A 14,225-nucleotide genomic window follows, 5' to 3' on the forward strand; every position below is an offset into this window, starting at 1 on the left:
TGGTCGGCTTCCTCCGCGCGAAGCAACAAGGTGGAAGCCGCGTCGGCCGGATTCAGGTGGGCCGATCCATATCAACCGACAGCATGTCGCGACTCCGGACATAAAATCCCACCCAGCATTCATGCTTAAGATGATTTTCTCTTTTTCTCTTTTTCTCTTTTCTCTTTTCTCTTTTTCTATGCCAAGACACCATACATACACATATTTATTCTTGACATGTTGGTATTTCTTGCTTTTTTTTGCATAGAGCATGGCCCAGTGCTTTCGACGCCAGAGTGGCTGGTACCTTGTATTCCGTGCACTATGCGCAAAACAGAAAAGGAAAATGAAAATGGAGACAACAACAATAAAAAGCAAATATGTGCCAGACGATGTGCAAGAGATCGTCTCTCGTCTATCAAGTGCGCTTGGAATTAATGTGCCGTCAGTTTCTATATCAAACTCAAATGTTTTCTCCGGTCAATACGATCCATTCAATCACGAAGTAACAATAAATAAAGCAGCACTCGAAGATAAATGTAATCTAGAGGTATTGATTGCGCACGAACTTGCGCATGCAAAAGATAGATGCTTCACAATGTCATATATGACTATATGGTTTATTTCATATGTATTAACTATATTAATATTAAATTTTGTTTTAATTAAAAAAAATTTCGAATACTGTAATGTGGCGCTTCTTTTTACTTCTTTTGTTTTATATATTATTCTTGCAATTTTTGGGTATTATTGGCGGGAAATTCGCGCAGATGCCAGAGCCGCTCGAATACTAGGGGTCAAGCGCGTTCTATTTTGCGCCCAGACGACTCTATCCCCGAGCATCGAAAAGAGTATTCGCGTGGCGCTGCTGAAGCGATCAGCAACCCGGGGTGTATATTGAGTCGTCATAAGGCTAAATATTCCGGATACAGGCTCTACAAGTACTGATTGAGCCGTTGAATCCACCGAGACCATTCTCTAACTAAAGTGCAGGAGACCTCAGTGGTGATCGCGGTGGCGCTGACCGCCATCCTGTTCGCGCTGCGCTCTTGTGCCCCATGGTCGGGGCACGAGACTTCCAAGGGGTGCTGGTAGGCGTGACGCCGAGCCGACACCTGCACCACCATCTCGGCACATAGCAACCGCGAAGACCGCGGCTTCCGCCCTGGTCCCGCTGTCGCCCCTCACGCCGCGGCGGCGGCGGGCCGGGGTTCGGCGTCGGGGTCGTAGTTGAGGTTGGGGGCCAGCCAGCGTTCCATGACGGCCAGATCCATGCCCTTGCGCCGGGCATAGTCGGCCACCTGGTCGCGCTCGACCTTGCCCAGGCCGAAATACTTCGCCTCGGGATGGGCGATGTACCAGCCGGACACGGCGGCCGTCGGCACCATGGCGAAGCTCTCGGTCAGGCTGATGCCGGCCTTGGCCGTGGCGTCCAGCAGCCGGAACAGCGTGGCCTTCTCCGTATGGTCCGGGCAGGCGGGATAGCCCGGCGCCGGGCGGATGCCGCGATACTCCTCGCGGATCAGCTGCTCGTTGGTCAGATCCTCGCCGGCGGCATAGCCCCACAGCTCCGTGCGCACGCGCTCATGCAGGCGCTCGGCGAAGGCCTCGGCCAGCCGGTCGCCCAGGGCCTTCAGCAGGATGGCGCTGTAATCGTCATGGGCGGCCTCGAAGGCCTTGGCCCGTTCCTCCAGCCCATGGCCGGCGGTGACGGCGAAGCCGCCGATCCAGTCCTTGACGCCACTGTCCCTGGGCGCCACGAAATCGGCCAGGCACTGGTGCGCCCGGTCGCGGCCGGGCTCGCGCGCCATCTGCTGGCGCAGCATGTGCAGCCGGTCCAGCACCGTGGTCCGGCCATCGTCGCTGTACAGCTCGATATCGTCGCCGACGCTGTTGGCCGGCCAGAAGGCGCAGACGCCGCGGGCGGTCAGCCACTTCTCGCCGATGATCCGCTGCAGCATGGCCTGGGCGTCGTTCCACAGCGCCCGCGCCGGGGCGCCGACCTTCTCGTCCTCCAGGATGGCCGGGAAGTTGCCGTGCAGCTCCCAGGCCTGGAAGAAGGGCTTCCAGTCGATGCGGGTGGCCAGTTCGGCCAGATCATAGTCCTCGAACACGGTCAGGCCGGGCTTCAGCGGCGCCGTCGGCTCATAGGCCGGCCAGTCGATGCGCACCGTGTTGGCCCGCGCCTCCTCGATGGGCAGGCGGGCGCGGCCCTGCTGGGCGCGGGCATGGGCCTCGCGCATGCGGGCATAGTCCGCCTTGATGCCGGCGATATAGTCGGCCTTGCCGCCGCCCAGCAGGTTCTGGGCCACGCCCACGGCCCGGCTGGCGTCGATGACATGCACCACGGCGCCGTGATAGCCGGGATCGATCTTGACCGCCGTATGCACCTTGGAGGTGGTGGCCCCGCCGATCAGCAGCGGCATCTGGAAGCCCTGGCGCTCCATCTCCTTGGCCACGAACACCATCTCGTCCAGCGACGGGGTGATCAGGCCGGACAGGCCGATGATGTCCACCTGGTGCTTCTTCGCCTCGTCCAGGATGGTGGCGGCCGGCACCATCACGCCCAGATCCACCACCTCGAAGTTGTTGCACTGCAAGACGACGCCGACGATGTTCTTGCCGATGTCGTGGACATCGCCCTTCACCGTGGCCATCAGCACCTTGCCGGCGCTCTGGCTGGCCAGATCGCCGCTGGCGGCCTTTTCCGCCTCGATATAAGGCAGCAGATAGGCCACGGCCTTCTTCATCACGCGGGCCGACTTCACCACCTGCGGCAGGAACATCTTGCCGGCGCCGAACAGGTCGCCGACCACGTTCATGCCGTCCATCAGCGGGCCTTCGATGACATGCAGCGGCCGCGCCGCCGCCTGCCGGGCCTCCTCCACATCGGTGTTGATGAATTCGTCGATGCCGTGGACCAGCGCATGGGCCAGGCGGGCCTTGACCTCCTGCTGGCGCCAGGACAGGTCGGCCTCCTTCTTGACGCCGCCGCCCTTGTACTTGTCGGCGACCTCCAGCAGCCGGTCGGTGGCGTCGGGGCGGCGGTTGAGGATGACATCCTCCACCCGCTCGCGCAGTTCCGCCGGGATCTCGTCATAGACCGGCAGTTCGCCGGCATTGACGATGCCCATATCCATGCCGGCCGGGATGGCATGGTACAGGAAGACGCTGTGCATGGCCGCGCGCACGGGGTTGTTGCCGCGGAAGCTGAAGGAGACGTTCGACAGGCCGCCGGAGACATGGGCGTGCGGGCAGAGCCGCCGGATCTCCCGCGTCGCCTCGATGAAATCGACGGCGTAGTTGTTGTGCTCCTCGATGCCGGTGGCGACGGCGAAGATGTTGGGGTCGAAGATGATGTCCTCGGCCGGGAACCCGACCTTGCTCACCAGGATGTCGTAGGAGCGCTTGCAGATCTCGATCTTGCGCGCCTTGGTGTCGGCCTGCCCCGTCTCGTCGAAGGCCATGACCACCACGGCGGCGCCATAGCGCTTGATCTGCCGCGCATGGGCGATGAACGGCGCCTCCCCCTCCTTCAGGGAGATGGAGTTGACGATGGGCTTGCCTTGCACATTCTTCAGCCCCGCCTCGATGACGCTCCATTTGGAGCTGTCGATCATGACCGGCACCCGGGCGATGTCGGGTTCCGAGGCGATCAGGCGCAGGAAGCGGACCATGGCCGCCTCGCTGTCCAGCATGGCCTCGTCCATGTTGATGTCGATGACCTGGGCGCCGTTGACCACCTGGTCGCGGGCCACGTCCAGCGCCGCCTCGTACTTGCCGTCCAGGATCAGCTTCTTGAACTTGGCCGAACCGGTGACGTTGGTGCGCTCGCCGATATTGACGAAGCTGGCGGTGCGGGGGGCGGTGGTCTCGGTCATCGGGACACTCGGGGGCTTGGGGCTCGGCGGACGCCGGGACAAGGAAAGGGCGGAACCGGAAAGGCGGGGATCAGAAGGCCGGCATGGTGAAGGGCTCCAGGCCCGACAGGCGCATGGCCGGCTCGATCACGGCGGGCTTGCGCGGCGCAATGCCCCGCACGGCCTCGGCGATGGCGCGGATATGGTCCGGCGTGGTGCCGCAGCAGCCGCCCAGCACATTGACCAGCCCGTCGGCGGCCCAGCCGTGCAGGGCATGGGCCATGTCGGCCGGCGTCTCGTCATAGCCGCCGAACTCGTTGGGCAGGCCGGCATTGGGATAGGCGGAGACATAGACATCGGCCACCCGGCTCAGCTCCTGCACATAGGGCCGCATCAGGTCGGCGCCCAGGGCGCAGTTCAGCCCGATGGAGAAGGGCTTCACATGGCGCAGGCTGTTCCAGAAGGCCTCGCCGGTCTGGCCGGACAGGGTGCGGCCGGAGCGGTCAGTGATGGTGCCGGAAATCATCACCGGCAGATCCACCCCCATCGCCTCCATCACCTCCTCGACGGCGAACAGGGCGGCCTTGGCGTTCAGCGTGTCGAACACCGTCTCCACCAGCAGCAGGTCGGCCCCGCCATCGATCAGCCCGCGGGTCTGCTCGGCATAGGCCGTGCGCAGCTCGTCGAAATCGACATTGCGGAAGCCGGGATCGGTCACCACCGGGCTGATGCTGGCGGTGCGGTTGGTCGGCCCCAGGGCGCCGGCCACATAGCGCGGGCGCGACGGCTCCACCGCCTCGGCCGCGTCGGCCGCGGCGCGGGCCAGGGCGGCGCCGGCCCGGTTCAGCTCATAGGCCAGATCCTCCATGCCGTAATCGGCCAGGCTGATGCTGGTGGAGTTGAAGGTGTTGGTCTCGATGATGTCGGCGCCGGCGGCCAGATACTGGGCGTGGATGTCCTGGATGATCCGCGGCTGCGTCAGGTTCAGCAGGTCGTTGTTGCCCTTGACGTCGCGGCCCCAATCCTTGAAGCGCGCGCCGCGATAGCCGGCCTCGTCCAGCTTGTGGCGCTGGATCATGGTGCCCATGGCGCCGTCGATCACCAGGATGCGTTCGGCGGCGATTTCCGGCAGGCGCTTCAGCCGTTCGGCGCGGGTCATGACCGTTTTCCTTGCAGCAGACACGACCGCGCCCGTCGTGGGGCACGGCCACTGCCCTGTCTTAACATTGCCGCATCGACGCATGCAAACATAAAGATATCTTTATGTGATTACCCGCGCGCTTTGCGGCCGCTCCCGCGGGCGCCCTGCCTGCCTGCCGCAAAGCCGGCGGCAAGGCCAGCCGGCATCGGGATAGGCGGGGGGATAGGCGGGGAACAGGCGCGGGGGACAGCCGACGGAATCGGTGGATGTCGGCATGCGCCCGGCCGCTTTCCGCTGGCGAAACGGCGCCCTACCCCCTATGTCTTGTCCCATGCCCCGCCGCTCCCGCGCCGCCTCCGCCCTGCTCGCCGGTCTCCTGCTGTGCCTCGGGCCGGCCGTGGCCCGGGCCGCCTGCACCGATGCCGCGGCCCCGGCGGTGAACTGGCGCCGCTGCTATCTCGACGGGCGGGATCTCAAGCAGACCGATCTCACCGGCGCCATGCTGCGGGAGGCCACCTTCCAGCGCAGCGACCTGACCGGCGCCACCCTGGCCGAGGCCGATGCCTACCGCGCCAAATTCATGAGCGCCCGCCTGGACCAGGCGATCCTGGACGGGGCGCGCCTCATCGAGGCCGATCTCACCCGCGCCACGCTGACCGCGGCCCGGCTGCGCGGCACCGATCTGCGCAACGCCATCCTGGTCGGGGCGGATCTCAAGGGCGCCGATCTCACCGGCGCCCAGATCGAAGGCGCCAGCCTGCGCCATGCCGACCTGTCGGGCGCCACCTGGATCGACGGCCAGCGCCACTGCGCCACCCCCTCCCTGGGCCAGTGCAACTGACGGCACCGCCGCAACGGGCGGGCACTTGCGCTGTTTGCGTCTTCATGCGGCGCCGGCATCCCGCCCGGCCCGTCCTGGGGAGCATCGCCTTGATCCGGACCGCCCTGTCGATCGTCCTGGCCCTGGTGGCGGGCGGCGCCACCCACGCCATCGCCGGCGGCTTCCTCGCTGCCGGCGGAGGGCCGCAGGTCCTGGGCCTGATGGGCGGCCTGTCCGTGGCCGCCGCCTATGACGCCCTGGTCCGCCGCGACCTGGGCGGCGAGGACTGACCCGCGGGGACCCGCCCCGGCCGCCGGCACGGCCAGATGCCGTCACTGCCAGATGTTGATGCGGCCGCCGGCACAGCGGTAGCGCCAGGACTGCCCCTCCCACCAGATGCTGCCGTCATCGGGCAGGCCGGTGAAATTGGCGCGGGCACGCTGGCCGAAGCGATCGACGAACCCCTGATAGACCTGCTGCTGGCAGGCGCTCAACCCCGGCCCGCTGCCGCGATCGTCGTCCCAGATGATCGCGCCGCCCGCGGGCGGCGGCAGGGGGCGCGGCCATGGCGCGGGCGGCGGCGGCGGACGGCCCCAGGGATCGTCCCAGCGGTCATCCTGCCAGGGGTCCCGGTCCCAGCGGCCCCGGTCCCACGGGTCGTCGTCCCGCCCGCCCCAGCGGCCCGGCGTCTCCACCTCGCGCAGGGACGAGATGGCGTCGAGATAGCTCATCCCCTCCAGGTTGGCCAGGCGGGTCCCCGGCCCCAGCGTCCGGCACTTGCGATAGCCGGCGTGCTTGCACACGTCCCAGGTGCCGCCATGCACCACCAGCGAGCGGGCCCGGTCGTTCCAGCGGCCATAGCCGTCGAGATTGCCCACATCGCTGCGCAGGGTCAGGCGGTCCCCACGGAAGCCCGGCTCGGAATACAGCGTGATGGCCCCGGCCAGGGCGGACCCCGACCAGAGCACCGCCGCCACCGTCATCGCCAGCAATCCCTTCATCGGCCGTCTCCCCAGGCAGGCGGCCCCGCCCTCCCGACCGGAGGACCGCCGCGCAGGCGGGGCCAGCCTCAGGCTGGCGGGTCTTTGTGGCCGCCGCACGGCACGGGCGCGGCACGGCGGCGGCATCCCGGCCGGGAAGACGGGCATACAGGGAGGATGAGACCGGATGCGGCCCGGCTACCGCCGCAGCGTCACGCGGATGGCCAGCGGCGCGCTCTCCAGCGTGATGGCCGCCGCCGCGAAGGAGGGCGGCCCCATCTCCCCCATGGCATCGTTGGAAAAGCCGAAAGGCTCCGTGGGGATGCCCAGCAGGTTGGTGTCCAGCGTGCCGTTGGCGTTGAGGTCCTGGAACACCCGCACGGCATAGCGGCCGGGCGGCAGCGGCCCCAGGCTCAGATGCACGCCCTCCTCGGCCTGCCGCATCATCAGGGCGGCGAAAGGCTGCCCCTTGTGCTCGAAATCCTCGGCCGACGCATAGAGGGCGGCCCGCAGGGTCCCTTGCCCGCCGGGCGCCAGATTGACCACGGTCAGCGACAGGTCCGCCGCCCGGGCCGGCCATGGCGCCCCGGGACCGGCCAGCAGCAAAACGCACAGGAACAGGGCGCGCATCGGGCATGACCTCCGGACGGGGAATCCGCCGCAGGATATGCCGCCCGTCCTTGCACCGGCGACCCGGCCAGGGGAGGTAGCCTGGACGGCCGCGCGGCTTCCCTGCTCATCCCTGGTCGATGATGCGGGTATTCTCCTCCGCCAGCACCATGGCCTCGGTCAGCAGGCCCAGGATGCGGATATTGTTGGCCAGCACGGCCTTCATTTCCCGCCGGGGATCGCTGCGGTAGGACACCATGCGCTCCAGCAGATCTGCCCGCAGCGCGAACAGGATTTCTTCCGTCTTCAGACCCTGCGGATTGTCGCGGGATACCAGATACAGCGTCATGGGCGTCTCCCTGCGGCCGGCCCCTTCATCGCCGGGCCGGCCCTTATCCCCGAAAGGATGAAGCGCTTGTCTGTCCGGATCAAGCCGCCGGGGGGATAGGCGCTCAGGCCGGAACCGCCGCGGGCCGCTTGGCGCGCAGCCCCAGCATATGGCAGATGGCCACGGTCAGTTCCGCCCGGTTCAGGGTATAGAAATGGAACTGGTCGACCCCATGCTTGGCCAGGAAGCGGCACTGTTCCACCGCCACCGTGGCCGCCACCAGCTGGCGCGTCTCCGGGGCCTCGTCCAGCCCGTCGAACAGGTCGCGCATCCAGTCCGGCACATGGGCGTTGCACTTGCCGCCCATCTCCGCCGCCTTGGTGAAGTTCAGGATCGGCATGATGCCGGGCACCAGGGCGACATCGATGCCCCGGGCGGCCACCATGTCGCGGAAGCGCAGGAAGGCCGTGGGATCGAAGAAGAACTGGCTGATGGCGCGGGTGGCGCCGGCATCGACCTTGCGTTTGAGATTGTCCAGGTCCGCCGCGGCGCTGACCGCTTCCGGGTGGGTCTCCGGGAAGCAGGCGACGGAGATCTCGAAATCGGCGACCCGCTTCAGGCCGGCCACCAGATCGGCGGCATAGGCATAGCCGCCGGGATGGGGTTCATAGCCCAGACCGCCCAGACCGCCGCTGCCGTCCGGCCGCGGCGGCGGATCGCCGCGCAGGGCGACGATATGGCGGATGCCGGCCTCCCAATAGGCACGGGCGATGGAGTCGATCTCCTCCCGCGTGGCCGCCACACAGGTCAGGTGGGCCGCCGCCGGGATGCCGGTCTGCTTCTGGATCTCCGTCACCGTGGCATGGGTACGCTCGCGCGTGCTGCCGCCGGCCCCATAGGTGACCGAGACGAAGGCCGGCCGCAGCGGCGCCAGGCGATGGATCGCCTGCCACAGCGTCTCGTTCATCTTCTCGGTCTTGGGCGGAAAGAACTCGAAACTGACCGCCAGGTTCCCGGAAGCGGACTGGGGCGGATGGGTGGCGTCCATCAGGTCGGCAAGGCTCATGGCGATCAGGCTCCGGTGGCAGCGGGAACGGGCCGCGGACGGGTAGAGGACAGGGCGGGACGGGAAGCCCGCCAGATGCAGACGGTCAGCGGATCACCCGGCAGCAGCACGGCCGGGTCCGGGGTCAGCCCGGCCCGGGACAGCCAGCCCGCGACCTCGGCCGGTTCGAACCCCAGCCGGCGGTGGGCATGCTCGCTGCGCAGATAATCCAGGGTGTGGGCGGCGAAATCGACGATCAGCAGCACGCCGCCGGGACGCAGCACCCGCGCCGCCTCGGCCAGGGCGCCGGCCGGGTCCTCGGCGAAATGCAGCACCTGGTGGATGATGACCACATCCTGGCTCTGCCCCGGCAGCGGCAGCTGGTACATGTCGCCCAGGCGGACCTGGGCATGGCGCAGCCCGGCCTTCTCCAGATTGACGCGGGCCACGGCCAGCATGTCGCGCGACCCGTCGATGCCCACCACCCGCGCCGCCCGCGGGGCGGTCAGCTCCAGCATGCGGCCGGTGCCGGTGCCGATGTCCAGCAGGTCGCCGATCTCGCCCGTGGGCAGCAGGCGGAGCAGCTTCTCCTCCACCTCCCGTTCCGGCACATGCAGGCCGCGGATCTCATGCCAGCGGGCGGCATTCTCGCTGAAATAGCGGTCGGCGGCGGCCCGGCGGGCCGCGCGGATGCCGCCCAGCCGCTCCAGATCCAGCGACAGGCTCTCGTCCCCGCCCGGGATGGCATCCACCAGGGTCTGGGCCAGATCGGCGGTCGGGCCACGCTCGGCCAGACGGTAATAGGCCCAGATGCCTTCGCGGTAGCGCTCCAGCAGGCCGGCCTCGCACAGCAGCTTCAGATGCCGGGACACACGCGGCTGGCTCTGCCCCAGGATCTGCGTCAGCTCCGTGACCGTCAGCTCGCCCCGGGCGCACAGGGCCAACAGGCGGAGCCGGGTCGGCTCGGCCGCGGCCTTCAGCGCGTTCAGCAGGAATTCCATGGCCTCTCCGGCGGGGCAGTCTCAGCTTCAATCAATATATAAAGATATATTTATGCGAACGCAACGCCGCCGATCCGGGTCTTGGGCGTACAACCTTTCCCGGGCTGGGGCCGGTGTCACAGGGCCCCGGGCGGCGAACGCTCCCCCGTCCCGCTGGCCTGCCCGCCCCGCGCATGGCAGTGTGGAGCGGTGCGCGGGAGCCAATAGGGTCGTCAGCCGTTATATCCCACCAGCCTGCCGCCCACAGGGCACTCCACCGGAAATACTGCGCCCATGTCCTGCCGCGCCCCTGTCACCCTCGCCGCCACCGCCGTGCTGATGCTGCTGACCGGCTGCGCATCGACGCCGCAGACAACCGCATCCGCCCGCCCCGGCCCCAACGATCCGCTGGAGCCGGTCAACCGTGGCATCTTCTGGGTCAACGAGGCTGTCGATGTCGTGCTGATCCGCCCGGCGGCGGAGATCTACCGGGCCGTCCTGCCGGACCCGGCCCAGACCGGCGTGCGCAATGTCCTGCGCAACCTGCGCTCGCCGCTGGATCTGGCCAACCAGACACTGCAGGGCGACTGGAACGGCGCCGGCAACGTGCTGGAGCGCTTCGCCCTCAACACCACCGTCGGCATCGGCGGCCTGATCGACGTGGCGGCCCGGCAGGGCATCCCCTACGAGTATGAGAGCTTCGACCAGACCCTGGCCGTTTGGGGCGTGCCCGAGGGTCCCTATCTCGTGCTGCCGCTGATCGGCCCGTCCTCGGTGCGCGACGCCGTCGGCTTCGGTGGCGAATATCTGGGCGATCCGGTCCGTCTCTACGCTGACAACAACGACCTTGAATGGGCCAGCTACACCCGCACCGGCCTGACCGTGCTGGATACCCGCGCCGGCTATATCGACGTCATCGACGATCTGCGCCGCAACAGCTTCGACTATTACGCCGCCATGCGCTCGCTCTACCGCCAGCGCCGCGACGGGCTGATCCGTGACGGTGCCCCAGATCCGACGCAAATGCCCGATATTCCCGACTATGACAATTCCTCGACGCCCTGACCTTCTGGCACCGCCTGCCGTGACGCCTGTCACTGCCCCGCTGTTGGGCGGGGCTGATGTTGACTTCTCGAAGCGAGCCCCCCACGTGACACCCATGATGACCAACCGCCGTAGCATTTTCCGTGGCGCCGTCGGCCTTCTGCTGGCCGGCCTTGTCGCCTTCGCCCTTCCCGCCGCCGCCCAGCAGGCCGGCAAGGCGCCGTCCGACTTCGTGCAGAAGCTGGGCGACCGCGCCATTTCGGTGCTGGCCGATCCCAAGGTCAGCAAGCCGCAGGCCGTGGAGGTCTTCCGCGAGCTGCTGAACGACAATTTCGACGTCCAGACCATCGGCCGCTTCGTGCTCGGCCGCTACTGGAACACGGCGCAGCCGGCCCAGCAGAAGGAATACATGTCGCTGTTCGAGCAGATGATCGTCGAGGTCTATGCCGAGCGGTTCAGCCAGTATTCCGGGGAGACGTTCAAGGTCACCGGCTCCCAGCCGGCCGGCGAGCGTGACGCCGTGGTCACCAGCCAGGTGCTGCGGCCCAGCGGCCCGCCCGTCAATGTCGCCTGGCGCGTCCGGGGCAAGGATGGCGGCTTCAAGATCGTCGACGTGGTGGTCGAGAATGTCAGCATGAGCCAGACCCAGCGCTCCGAGTTCGCCAGTGTCATCGAGAACAATGGCGGCCGGTTCGAGGCCCTGCTGGACGCGCTGCGCCAGCGCATCCGCACGGTGCAGACCGGTCAGGCCTCGGCCAGGTAAGCGCCCGGCGTCGGGTTCCCGCCCCTCGGGGCTTCGACCGAACGGCCCGCCCCTGGCGGGCCGTTTTCCTGTCCGGGGTCCGCTGGGCTACAGTCACGCCATGCTGCTGGAGATTCTCACAAGCTGGCGGACCGACTGCCCGCCGCCGCTGGCCCGCCTGGGCTACCGCTATGCCGCCGTGGCCTGCGCCGCCCGCGCCCGGCGCTGCGCCGCGGCCTGGGCACCGCATCAGCAGCGGACCCGGGCCGCCATCCTCCAGGCCGCCGCCGATGCCGATCCGGCTGGCACAGCCCTGATCCTGGGGTCCGGCCCCTGTCTCGATGTGCCGGTGGCCGAGCTGGCGGCGCGTTTCCGCCGGGTGGTCCTGGCCGATGCCGCCCAGCTGCCGGCGGCACGGGCGCTGGCCCGCCGCCATCCCGCGGTGGCGCTGGCCACCCTCGACCTGACCGGCATGGCGGCGGGGCTGGCCCAGGGCGGCCCGCCGCCGCCGCCCGGCTGCACCGCCTTCCTCGGCGATGCCGGCATCCGCCTGGTCGTCTCGGCCAACCTGCTGTCGCAGCTGCCGCTGCTGCCCCTGGCCGCCCTGGCCCGGCAGCTGCCGGATCAGGAGCTGGAGCGGATGGGACGCCGCATTGTCGAGGCCCATCTGGCCCATCTGCGGGGCTTCGCGGCCCCGGTTCTGCTGGTGAGCGACATCGAGCGCCACTGCCTTGCCGCCGACGGCACCACCCTTGCCCGCGAGGATACGCTGTTCGGCGCCACCCTGCCGCCGGGCGAGGAGTGGGACTGGCTTCTGGCGCCATCGGGGGAGCTGCCCGGCGGGCAGCAGCTGCGCACCCGCGTGCGTGCGGTGCGCCTCGACCGCAGCCGGTCCGCCCCTGCCTAGCCCACGGGATGGTGGGCCAGCAGCGTGTCATAGCGCCCGTCGGCACGCATGGCGGCCAGACCGGCATTGAAGGCATCGACCAGGGCCGGGGTCCGGAATCCCGCGGGGTAATCCCGCACCGGGAACAGGTCATGCTCGACCACGGGTTCGCGGCTGTGAACCTGCGCCCGGGCGCGCTCGATCTGATGCTGCAGGATGCGGCGGTCGCCGATGACCACATCGCAGCGGCCCGACAGCAGGGCGAACAGCATCTGATCCTGCTTGGCTTCCTCGCGGTAGCCGGGCGTGTCGCGGATCGTGGCGATGATATCGGCCCCCAACGCCTGTTCGGCCCGCTGGAACACGATGACCCGCAAGCCCCGCAGGTCGGCCGGCGTCCGGATCGTCAGGCCCCGCGCCGCCAGGGACAGCGCCACATTGCGGTACCGCAGATAGGGCTCCGTCGGCAGGACCCCGGGGATGCTGCCCACCAGCGGCGCCAGCCCGTCGATATCGCCGCGCTCCACCGCCGCCGCCAGCCGGGCATGGGGACCGAGATAGGGTTGCACCTGAAAGCCGCCATGGGCCAGGGCGGTCGTGATGATGTCGACTTCAAGCCCGGTGACGCCGCCGCCGCTCTCTTCCACCAGCGGCGCCACGGGGCGGAACCCGACCCGGACCGTGCTCGCGGCGTGCGACGCGGCGGGCCTCAGCACCGTGGCGCCGGCTGCGAGCGCCAGCCCGGCGAGAACGCACCGCCGTCCTACGGACGATCCCCCGTCTGCATCCCCCACGCCGTCCCCCTGCCTGCATCAGCGGCGCGCCAGAACCGGGCGACTGGCGCCCTGCATATCCAAATAAGCATGCCGTCCCGGAATGACCAAGTGGATTTGGTTAAAATGCGATCTTCCGTGATGATCTTTGCCGCCGCACAACCGACCGTTCAATGCCCGCCAAGGGCGAAGGCGTGAGTTCTCGCGGCCTGATCCAGCTGCATCCCAGGAACGGGCGCATAGCGCTCCAGGATCTGATGATAGAGCGGCCCCCCAAGCACCGTGTCATAAGCCGACTCGAAGGCTTGCCGCTGCGGACTCTCCGCAAAGACCAGCGAAAAGGCCATATAGGACTTCCGCCACGAGATCGGCGCTCCCAAGGGGACGGGAAGCTCCCTGTCGCCATCCACGGCCCGCGACTCCGCCAGCGCCCGTGTATGCGCGACAACGGCGTCCAGCCGGTGATGCCGCAGCAGCGAGAAGGCCAGTTGCACCGTCCGCACGCTCTCCAGGTGCAGATCGGCGCGCTGATCCAGGGGAACGCCGATGGCCCAGCCCAACGGCACCCCGGTCCGCAGGATCGCAGGGCGGTCGGCGGGCGAACGCGCCATCTCCGGCCGGACGAACACATAGAGCGGATCGACATAGAAATGCTCGGCGGAGAAGCGCATATACCGCGCCCGCTCCTCCGACCAGTAAGAACCGATAAGGATATCCGCCTCCCCGGCGCGGAGCATGGCCAGGGCGCGGACCAGCGGCTGCTGGGTGAACTGGCAGGACAGGCCGGCCGCCCCGCAGGCCAGCCGGGCCAGCTCCGCCCCCATGCCGCTCTCGCATCCGGCGCCATCGGAAACCAGGGGCAATGGGGCGCAGACCACGCGCACGCCGGCAGGGGGGGCCGCCTCCGCTGCACCCGCCGCCGCACCCGCCGCCGCCTGAACCGGCCCGGCCCGGAAAAGCTGACAGAAAAGCATGACCGACAGACCCAGCAGCACGGCCAGCCGCACAGCTATGCCCCACCGGATCGTCCCCATGGCC

Annotated in this window: 15 protein-coding genes; 6 read left to right on the top strand and 9 right to left on the bottom strand. The window is 68.0% G+C overall.

The genetic code is table 11. The features are described 5' to 3' along the window. Positions 1–331: 331 nt before the first annotated feature. Positions 332–880 carry a M48 family metalloprotease gene (locus tag DK368_RS14565; RefSeq protein WP_162306040.1) on the top strand — a complete coding sequence of 183 codons (549 nt, stop codon included), beginning with the start codon at positions 332–334 and terminating at the stop codon, positions 878–880. A 283-nt stretch (positions 881–1,163) separates the two neighbouring features. Here the strand turns inward: DK368_RS14565 and metH are convergent, their stop codons facing one another. Together metH and DK368_RS14575 are read right to left on the bottom strand one after the other, a co-directional pair. Continuing rightward, complete coding sequence (gene metH, locus DK368_RS14570; RefSeq protein ID WP_114394692.1) at positions 1,164–3,860, bottom strand: methionine synthase; 2,697 nt, start codon at positions 3,858–3,860, stop codon at positions 1,164–1,166. Between the two features lie 70 nt (positions 3,861–3,930). After that, a complete protein-coding gene (locus tag DK368_RS14575; RefSeq protein WP_114394693.1) occupies positions 3,931–4,998 on the bottom strand; it encodes a homocysteine S-methyltransferase family protein in 1,068 nt (355 codons plus the stop codon). A gap of 313 nt (positions 4,999–5,311) precedes the next feature. Between DK368_RS14575 and DK368_RS14580 the strand changes: the two genes are divergently transcribed. Then, positions 5,312–5,821 (top strand): pentapeptide repeat-containing protein, encoded by a 510-nt coding sequence (locus DK368_RS14580; RefSeq protein ID WP_114394694.1) that lies wholly within the window; start codon positions 5,312–5,314, stop codon positions 5,819–5,821. Between the two features lie 89 nt (positions 5,822–5,910). Next, positions 5,911–6,090 (top strand): hypothetical protein, encoded by a 180-nt coding sequence (locus tag DK368_RS14585; RefSeq protein ID WP_155524587.1) that lies wholly within the window; start codon positions 5,911–5,913, stop codon positions 6,088–6,090. 42 nt (positions 6,091–6,132) lie between these two features. Here DK368_RS14585 and DK368_RS14590 read toward each other — a convergent pair whose 3' ends face one another. The 5 genes from DK368_RS14590 to DK368_RS14610 form a co-directional block, all read right to left on the bottom strand. Continuing rightward, a complete protein-coding gene (locus DK368_RS14590; protein WP_162306041.1) occupies positions 6,133–6,801 on the bottom strand; it encodes a beta/gamma crystallin-related protein in 669 nt (222 codons plus the stop codon). 177 nt (positions 6,802–6,978) lie between these two features. Further along, positions 6,979–7,410, bottom strand: a complete 432-nt coding sequence (locus tag DK368_RS14595) for a DUF2141 domain-containing protein (protein ID WP_114394697.1) — start codon at positions 7,408–7,410, stop codon at positions 6,979–6,981. A gap of 106 nt (positions 7,411–7,516) precedes the next feature. After that, on the bottom strand, positions 7,517–7,738 hold the full coding sequence (locus tag DK368_RS14600; RefSeq protein WP_114394698.1) for a histidine kinase: 222 nt from the start codon (positions 7,736–7,738) through the stop codon (positions 7,517–7,519). Between the two features lie 103 nt (positions 7,739–7,841). Beyond that, the gene (gene metF / locus DK368_RS14605; RefSeq protein ID WP_114394699.1) at positions 7,842–8,783 is read right to left on the bottom strand and encodes a methylenetetrahydrofolate reductase; all 942 of its coding nucleotides are present in this window, start codon (positions 8,781–8,783) and stop codon (positions 7,842–7,844) included. A gap of 5 nt (positions 8,784–8,788) precedes the next feature. Next, positions 8,789–9,763, bottom strand: a complete 975-nt coding sequence (locus tag DK368_RS14610; protein WP_114394700.1) for an ArsR/SmtB family transcription factor — start codon at positions 9,761–9,763, stop codon at positions 8,789–8,791. 273 nt (positions 9,764–10,036) lie between these two features. On the opposite strand from DK368_RS14610, the gene DK368_RS14615 reads away from it, so the two are divergent. The 3 genes from DK368_RS14615 (at position 10,037) to DK368_RS14625 (ending at position 12,435) form a co-directional block, all read left to right on the top strand. Next, positions 10,037–10,807: an MlaA family lipoprotein gene (locus tag DK368_RS14615; RefSeq protein WP_114394701.1), complete on the top strand. Its 771-nt coding sequence runs from the start codon at positions 10,037–10,039 to the stop codon at positions 10,805–10,807. 97 nt (positions 10,808–10,904) lie between these two features. Then, on the top strand, positions 10,905–11,549 hold the full coding sequence (locus DK368_RS14620) for an MlaC/ttg2D family ABC transporter substrate-binding protein (protein ID WP_240002511.1): 645 nt from the start codon (positions 10,905–10,907) through the stop codon (positions 11,547–11,549). 100 nt (positions 11,550–11,649) lie between these two features. Further along, complete coding sequence (locus DK368_RS14625; protein WP_114394703.1) at positions 11,650–12,435, top strand: hypothetical protein; 786 nt, start codon at positions 11,650–11,652, stop codon at positions 12,433–12,435. On the opposite strand, the gene DK368_RS14630 is transcribed toward DK368_RS14625, so the two are convergent. Both DK368_RS14630 and DK368_RS14635 read right to left on the bottom strand, forming a co-directional pair. After that, positions 12,432–13,073 (bottom strand): substrate-binding periplasmic protein, encoded by a 642-nt coding sequence (locus DK368_RS14630; RefSeq protein WP_162306042.1) that lies wholly within the window; start codon positions 13,071–13,073, stop codon positions 12,432–12,434. The genes DK368_RS14625 and DK368_RS14630 overlap by 4 nt on opposite strands. Before the next feature lie 284 nt (positions 13,074–13,357). Next, positions 13,358–14,221 carry a substrate-binding periplasmic protein gene (locus tag DK368_RS14635; protein WP_114394705.1) on the bottom strand — a complete coding sequence of 288 codons (864 nt, stop codon included), beginning with the start codon at positions 14,219–14,221 and terminating at the stop codon, positions 13,358–13,360. Positions 14,222–14,225 lie beyond the last annotated feature (4 nt).

Origin of the sequence: Oleisolibacter albus, from assembly GCF_003336875.1 — a bacterium.
GTDB lineage: Bacteria > Pseudomonadota > Alphaproteobacteria > Azospirillales > Azospirillaceae > Niveispirillum > Niveispirillum album.

Coding starts and splice junctions, on each gene's coding strand:
- DK368_RS14565 (WP_162306040.1), top strand. CDS start 332: ATGGAGACAACAACAATAAAAAGCAAATATGTGCCAGACGATGTGCAA.
- metH (WP_114394692.1), bottom strand. CDS start 3,860: ATGACCGAGACCACCGCCCCCCGCACCGCCAGCTTCGTCAATATCGGC.
- DK368_RS14575 (WP_114394693.1), bottom strand. CDS start 4,998: ATGACCCGCGCCGAACGGCTGAAGCGCCTGCCGGAAATCGCCGCCGAA.
- DK368_RS14580 (WP_114394694.1), top strand. CDS start 5,312: ATGCCCCGCCGCTCCCGCGCCGCCTCCGCCCTGCTCGCCGGTCTCCTG.
- DK368_RS14590 (WP_162306041.1), bottom strand. CDS start 6,801: ATGAAGGGATTGCTGGCGATGACGGTGGCGGCGGTGCTCTGGTCGGGG.
- DK368_RS14595 (WP_114394697.1), bottom strand. CDS start 7,410: ATGCGCGCCCTGTTCCTGTGCGTTTTGCTGCTGGCCGGTCCCGGGGCG.
- DK368_RS14600 (WP_114394698.1), bottom strand. CDS start 7,738: ATGACGCTGTATCTGGTATCCCGCGACAATCCGCAGGGTCTGAAGACG.
- metF (WP_114394699.1), bottom strand. CDS start 8,783: ATGAGCCTTGCCGACCTGATGGACGCCACCCATCCGCCCCAGTCCGCT.
- DK368_RS14610 (WP_114394700.1), bottom strand. CDS start 9,763: ATGGAATTCCTGCTGAACGCGCTGAAGGCCGCGGCCGAGCCGACCCGG.
- DK368_RS14615 (WP_114394701.1), top strand. CDS start 10,037: ATGTCCTGCCGCGCCCCTGTCACCCTCGCCGCCACCGCCGTGCTGATG.
- DK368_RS14620 (WP_240002511.1), top strand. CDS start 10,905: ATGACCAACCGCCGTAGCATTTTCCGTGGCGCCGTCGGCCTTCTGCTG.
- DK368_RS14625 (WP_114394703.1), top strand. CDS start 11,650: ATGCTGCTGGAGATTCTCACAAGCTGGCGGACCGACTGCCCGCCGCCG.
- DK368_RS14635 (WP_114394705.1), bottom strand. CDS start 14,221: ATGGGGACGATCCGGTGGGGCATAGCTGTGCGGCTGGCCGTGCTGCTG.